A 6,738-nucleotide genomic window follows, 5' to 3' on the forward strand; every position below is an offset into this window, starting at 1 on the left:
ACGGTTCGCTGCCCCGGTGAGCGCGGCGATCGCATCGCGCGCGCCCTCGGCGGCATAGACTTTGCGCCCCGCCTGCACCGACAGCGCAAAGGTTCCGACACCGGCAAACAGGTCGGCGACCGCCCCGGCATCGCCGATCGCGCGCTGCACGGCGTCGACGAGCGCCGCCTGCCCCGCTGCGGTCGCCTGCAGAAAGGCGAAGGGCGGAACCTCGACCAATATGTCGCCAAAGCGCATCGTCGGCGGCTCCGGCTGCCAGAGGATTTCCAGCCCGTCGCCCTGATCGATCGCGAAGCGCGCGAGGTTGTTCGCTCCGGCGAAATCCTGCAGCGCCATCGCGGCGTCGAGCCCCTCGGCCTTGACGCCTTCGAGGATCAGCTCGACGCCCTGATCGAGCATCTGCAGCTTGACCTTCACCGGGCGCCGCGGCTGCGCGATCATCGTCAGCAATCCACGGGTCGGCTCGACCAGCGCGAAAAGTTCGGGCAGCAGCAGCGGGCACATCCGCATATCGACGATATGATTGCTCTGGCCGGCGTTGAAGCCGATCGCGACCTGCTTGCCAGTCCTCAGCGCGGTCAGCGTCGCGCGGCGGCGGCTTTGCGGGGGAGAGAGCAGCGCCGGAAGCACCTCGCCGGCAGCGACCTGCTGCCCTTCCAGCCCGCCAGCCACCCGGTCGCGAACGAAATCGGCCAGCGCCGGTTCGGCAACATGCTGCAACTGGCAGCCCCCGCATTTGCCGAAATGGCGGCACGCGGGTGCGGCCCGGTTCGGGCCGGGGATGATGATCCCGTCGTCGCGGACGCGATCGCCCGGCACGCCGCCCGCTACATGGCGCCCGTCGGCGGTCACGCCATCGCCGCGCGCGGCGATGCGCTCGATCAGCGCAGCTTCGGACATACAGCCTACCTTTATTCTCTAACCAGATCGTCGGCGACGAGGCCGGGGCCTATACGCGCCGCCTGCGCGATATGCCAGCCCACCGCAGCGACCGCGGCATCGAAGGCATCGCCGCCGCGCGCCAGCATCGCGCCGCACGCACCCGCCAGCACATCACCCGTTCCCGCTGTCGCCAGCCAGGGACTCCCAGGCCAGGCCGCAGCCACCCGACCGTCGGGCGCGGCGATGATCGTGTCGGCGCCCTTGTAGATCACCACCGCCTGCGTCCGCGCCGCCGCCGCTTTCGCGCGGTCGATCTTGCTGCCGTAAAGCTGCGGAAAGGCGCGCGCGAATTCGCCTTCGTGCGGGGTCAGGATCGCCTTGCGCGGCGTCTCGGACAAACGCGGCAACGCCGCATCGATCGCGGCGGCATCGAGGACGAGCGGCTTGCCCGAATCGAGCGCCGCCTCGACATCGAACAGCAGTTCGTCGCCCGCGGGGAATCCGGGGCCGATCACGACCGCACCGATGCGCGGATCGTCGAGCCGCTCGCCGAATTTTTCGTCACTCTCGGTGATAATCGCCGAAAAAGGGGCCCGCTCGCTGCCGTCGAGCACGGCATAGCCCGCCCCTGCCCGCAGCGCCGCCGCGGCGGCCAGCCCGGCCGCTCCCCGCATCGGTCCCGCGAAGACCAGAACCATGCCGCGCGTGAACTTGTGCGCGGCGGCATCCGGCCTCGATATTTGCGGCACGGGCAGCGTGTGCATCGCCCGGTTCGCCGAAATCCCGATCGGCGCGAGCAGCACCCGCCCGCAGGCGGGCGCTGTCGGCAACAGCACGTGGGCCGGCTTCAGCGCGCCGAGCGCGAGCGTCACATCGGCAGCGAGCGGCGGCATCCAGTCGGCCGTGCCGTCGCTGTCGACACCGCTCGGGACGTCGACCGCCAATATGCGCCGGTCGGAAAAATTCCCCAGAATGATGGCCAGATCGTCCGCAACCGGCCGCGACAGCCCGACGCCGAACACCGCGTCGACGATCAGGGGTGCAGGTGCAAGGCGCCCGTTCAGCGCTTCGACGGGCCCGCTCCATCCCGCGCGTGCAGCCTTTGCCAGATCGGTTGCCGGCTCGGCCAGTGCGGCGACGCGGACCGTCGCGCCGCGTCCGGCAAGCACCCGCGCGGCAACATAACCGTCGCCGCCATTGTTGCCGGGGCCGCAAAGGATCAGGATCGGCGCGCCCGCCGACATCCGCCACGCGGTGTCGGCAACCGACGCGCCCGCAAGCTCCATCAGTTCGGAAAGCGAGGTGCCCTGGATCGCGCAGGCCGCCTCGGCCTCGCGCATCGCCTTGCTGGTCAGGATCGGGGCATCGGCAGGAACGGGCATCGCCATGTCCCTAGCATGATTTGCGCTATTTCGCGCCGCCCGTATTGGCGGGCAGACGATAGCGGTCGTGGCCGACCGCGACCTCGATCACATTGTCACCGACGATGCTGACCTTCGCAGGCTCGGCCCCGTCGGCCGACACCACGCCGCGTCCGTCGGTCGTGATCTGCAGGCGCCGGTATCCGACATTGCTGCGCCCGACGACAAGGATCGCCCCGCCCTCGCCGCTCATCTCCTCGACCGTGCAGGTGCGGTCGAACAGCTTTGCGCCCTCAAGCGCGCATTCGATGCGGCCATTTTCGGCCGCCTCGCGCGATCCGCGCGCTTCGGCCTCGGCGAGTTCGCCATTGTCGGGCGTGCGGTCGCAGCCCGCCAGCGCGAGCAGTGTCAGCAATAGCCCCCCAAGCTTCTTCATCCCTTGCCCTTCAGCTGCGACAGGTCGCGCACCGCACCGCGCGCGGCACTCGTCGTCATCGCAGCATAGGCCTGAAGTGCTACCGAAACCTTGCGGGGGCGCGGCTTGGCGGGCTGCCATGCCGCGTCGCCCCTTGCTTCCATCGCGGCGCGGCGTTCGGCGAGGACATGGTCGGCGACCATCAGGTTGATCGTGCGCTTCGGGATGTCGATTTCGATCGTGTCGCCATTCTCGACCAGCCCGATCGCGCCGCCCTCGGCCGCCTCGGGCGAGGCATGGCCGATCGACAGCCCCGACGTGCCGCCCGAAAACCGTCCGTCGGTGACCAGCGCGCAGGCGGCGCCGAGCCCCTTCGATTTGAGGTAGCTCGTCGGATACAGCATTTCCTGCATCCCCGGCCCGCCCTTCGGCCCTTCGTAGCGAATGACCACGACATCGCCCGCCTCGACCTGCCCGGTCAGGATACCTGCAACCGCGGCGTCCTGGCTTTCATAAACCTTCGCCGGCCCGGAAAACTTCAGGATATTCTCGTCGACGCCCGCGGTCTTCACGATGCAGCCCTCGAGCGCGATATTGCCCGACAGCACCGCGAGCCCGCCGTCCTTGCTGAACGCATGCTCCGCCGAGCGGATCACGCCCGCTTCGCGGTCAAGGTCGAGGTCATCCCAGCGCCGGTCCTGACTGAAAGCGGTCTGGGTGGGCACGCCGCCGGGCGCCGCCATGAAGAACTTCTGCACTTCGGGATCGTTGGTGCGCGAGATATCCCATTTATTGAGCGCATCGCCCAGCGTCGCGCTGTGCACGGTGGGCAAGTGCGCATGGAGCAGCCCCGCGCGCTCGAGCTGACCGAGGATCGCCATGATCCCGCCGGCGCGGTGGACATCCTCCATATGGACGTCGCTCTTCGCGGGCGCCACTTTCGACAGGCACGGCACGCGCCGCGACAGCCGGTCGATATCCTCCATCGTGAAATCGACCCCCGCCTCGAACGCCGCGGCGAGCAGGTGGAGTACGGTATTGGTCGATCCGCCCATCGCGATGTCGAGGCTCATCGCATTCTCGAACGCCTCGAATGTCGCGATATTGCGCGGCAGTACGCTGTCGTCGTCTTCCTCGTAGTGACGGCGACACATCTCGACGACGAGGCGCCCGGCGTTCAGGAACAGCGCCTTGCGATCGGCGTGCGTCGCAAGCGTCGAGCCATTGCCGGGCAACGACAGCCCCAGCGCCTCGGTCAGGCAGTTCATCGAGTTCGCCGTGAACATGCCCGAGCACGAACCGCACGTCGGGCATGCCGCGCGCTCGATCTCGGTCACTTCCTCGTCGCTATATTTCTCGTCGGCGGCGGCGACCATCGCATCCACAAGATCGAGGGCGACCTCCTTGCCCTTCAGCACCACCTTGCCCGCTTCCATCGGCCCGCCCGACACGAAGACGACGGGAATGTTGATGCGCAGCGCCGCCATCAGCATGCCCGGGGTGATCTTGTCGCAGTTCGAGATGCACACCATCGCGTCGGCGCAATGCGCGTTGACCATATATTCGACGCTGTCGGCGATCAGGTCGCGGCTCGGCAGCGAATAGAGCATCCCGTCGTGCCCCATCGCAATGCCGTCATCGACCGCGATCGTGTTGAATTCCTTTGCAACGCCGCCCGACGCCTCGATCTCGCGCGCGACCATCTGGCCGAGGTCCTTGAGGTGGACATGGCCGGGGACGAACTGGGTGAAGCTGTTGACCACCGCGATGATCGGCTTGCCGAAGTCGCTGTCCTTCATCCCCGTCGCACGCCACAGGCCGCGGGCACCGGCCATATTGCGGCCGTGGGTGGTGGTGCGCGAACGATATGAAGGCATTTCAAACAATCCTGATAATTTTATTTCAAAAACAAGCGAAGAGACGCGCCTCTACACGCCTATCCGGCCAGATTCAATGCAACTTTGCTGCACATGCGAGAAAGCCGTGAGGCAAACACTTCCTGTCCTGCCGTATCGCCGACCAGATCCTGCCGCATCTCGATCCCGACATAGGGAATGTCGTTCGCTTCGGCATGCCGGTTCATCGTCGCGTTGAGCAGCTTGCCCGAATAGGGCTGCTGGTCGCCGACGACCATATTCTCGGCCTCCAGCGCCGCGATCGCCGCCGCCGCGAGCCGGTCGTCCTCGTTATAGAGCACCCCGACGTGCCACGGCCGCGCCTGATCGGGATGCGCCGCGAGCGAGGGCGTGAAACTGTGCAGCGACAGGATCATCGCCGGGCGATGCGCCGCGATCGTCGCCGCGATATGGTCGTGATACGGCCGGAAAAAGCGCGCCAGCCGCGCCTCGCGCCCGGCGTCGTCGAGCGCATTCCCCGGCACCGCATGTCCGTCGCTCGCGATCGGCAGCACCCCGGGCGCATCCTCGTCGCGGTTGCAGTCGACCACCAGCCTCGACACGCCGCCGAGGATCGCCGCGTCGACCGCGCCGCTTTCGACGAGCAGCGCCGCGACCTCGGCGACCCCGATATCGATCGCAATATGGTTCGACAGCAAAGCGGGTTCGATGCCAAGGTCGATGTCGTCGGGCACGAAGGCCGAGGCATGGTCGGCGATCAGCAATATGCCCCCCGCCCGTGCTTCGCCCAGCTGACGCCACGCTTCACTCACCGCAATGCTCCTGCCATCGACCACCAGCCGGGATGCCGCTCTGCCAGAAGCGCCGCCGCCGTGTCACGCTCGGCAGCCGCATCGAACAGCGCAAAGCAGGTCGCCCCCGACCCCGACATGCGCGCCAGCCACGGGCGCAGCGCCCCGAGTTCGAGCAAGATATCGGCGATCGCCGGACACTGCGCGATCGCGGGCCGCTGCAGATCGTTGCGCGCGCCGAATAGCTGCGCCCGCATATCGGCCCCGGTGAACAGCGGTCCCCGATCGATCCCGTCCCACGCGGCAAACACCGGCCCGGTCGCCACGGGCTGGCGCGGATTGACGAGCAGCACCGGTGTCCCGCCCAGCCGCAGGTCGGGCACCGCGCTCAATTCCTCGCCGACGCCGACGCCCAGGCAGGTCGCGCTCGCGACGCACGCGGCGATATCGGCCCCCAGGGAACTCACGAGCCGCGCCAGCGCCGCGTCGCCCAGTTCGGACAGAAAATGCCGCCGCACGAGCCTCGCCATTGCCGCTGCATCGGCCGAACCGCCTCCGATCCCTGCCGCGACGGGCAGTTTCTTGGTCAGGGTCACGGCGAGCGGCGGCACCCGGTCGGCGCCGTAACGGTCACGCAGCAACGCCAGCGTCTTCATCACCAGATTGTCGCCGCCCGCACTCAGCCCTTCGCCAAACTCGCCCCGAATTGTCAGGCTATCGGTCTCGGCGAACTCCGCCTCGATCGCGTCGCCGTCGTCGACGAAGGCAAACAAGGTCTCGATTTCATGATAGCCGTCCGCCCGACGCGCCCTGACATGCAGCGCGAGGTTGATCTTGGCCCAACCGGTCTCCCTGAAAGCCGTCACGGCGCGGTCGTCGCCGGCGTCAGCCCGTCGCGCAGCTTTGCCTCCAGCCGCGTCGCCATGTCGGCCTCGGCGAGCAGCGCCGCGGCGCGCCAGTTGTATCGCGCCTGAAATTTTTGGCCGGCCTGCCAATAGGCATCGCCCAGATGCTCGACGATCACCGCATTGTCGGGCTCGCCGCGCTGCGCCTTTTCGAGCAATTCAACCGCGTCATCGGTGCGGCCGGTCAGGAAATAGGCCCAGCCGAGCGAATCGGTAATGCTGGCGTTCTGCGGCTCCTGTTTCCACGCGGCTTCGATCCGCGCGAGCGATCGCTCGACGTCCTTGCGCCGCTCGAGCGCCGAATAGCCTGCGAAATTCAGGACCGACGCATCGTCAGGGCTCAATGCTACGGCTTCTTCCATCAAAGGCTCGGCGGCATCCCACTCGCCCGCCTGCAACAGCAGTTCGGCGCGCGCGATCAGCAACGTGCCGCGTAACGACCGGTCATCCTCACCGCCGCCGAGCGCGGCCTCGAGCCGTTCATAGGCACGCGCCGCCGCGGTCGGATCGCCGGACCGCCGCGCGAGA

General features: G+C 67.8%; 7 protein-coding genes. All 7 read right to left on the minus strand.

Translation table 11 applies throughout. The features are described 5' to 3' along the window. A partial coding sequence (locus VN047_RS21330; protein WP_325546257.1) for a class I SAM-dependent RNA methyltransferase occupies positions 1–900 on the minus strand: 900 nt, incomplete at its 3' end. Between the two features lie 11 nt (positions 901–911). Then, entirely contained in the window at positions 912–2,264 is a 1,353-nt protein-coding gene (locus VN047_RS21335; protein ID WP_325546259.1) for an NAD(P)H-hydrate dehydratase, read from the minus strand. A gap of 25 nt (positions 2,265–2,289) precedes the next feature. Next, positions 2,290–2,679: a hypothetical protein gene (locus tag VN047_RS21340; RefSeq protein WP_325546261.1), complete on the minus strand. Its 390-nt coding sequence runs from the start codon at positions 2,677–2,679 to the stop codon at positions 2,290–2,292. After that, complete coding sequence (ilvD, locus tag VN047_RS21345) at positions 2,676–4,535, minus strand: dihydroxy-acid dehydratase (protein ID WP_325546263.1); 1,860 nt, start codon at positions 4,533–4,535, stop codon at positions 2,676–2,678. The genes VN047_RS21340 and ilvD overlap by 4 nt, the downstream gene beginning before the upstream one ends. A 59-nt stretch (positions 4,536–4,594) precedes the next feature. Continuing rightward, the gene (locus VN047_RS21350) at positions 4,595–5,326 is read right to left on the minus strand and encodes an N-formylglutamate amidohydrolase (protein ID WP_325546265.1); all 732 of its coding nucleotides are present in this window, start codon (positions 5,324–5,326) and stop codon (positions 4,595–4,597) included. After that, the gene (locus VN047_RS21355; protein ID WP_325546266.1) at positions 5,323–6,171 is read right to left on the minus strand and encodes a 4-(cytidine 5'-diphospho)-2-C-methyl-D-erythritol kinase; all 849 of its coding nucleotides are present in this window, start codon (positions 6,169–6,171) and stop codon (positions 5,323–5,325) included. Before VN047_RS21355 ends, VN047_RS21350 begins: the two co-directional genes overlap by 4 nt. Then, a partial coding sequence (locus tag VN047_RS21360; RefSeq protein ID WP_325546268.1) for a tetratricopeptide repeat protein occupies positions 6,168–6,738 on the minus strand: 571 nt, incomplete at its 5' end. The genes VN047_RS21360 and VN047_RS21355, both read right to left, overlap by 4 nt.

The sequence above is a fragment of the Sphingopyxis sp. genome (assembly GCF_035565275.1).
Classification (GTDB): domain Bacteria; phylum Pseudomonadota; class Alphaproteobacteria; order Sphingomonadales; family Sphingomonadaceae; genus Sphingopyxis.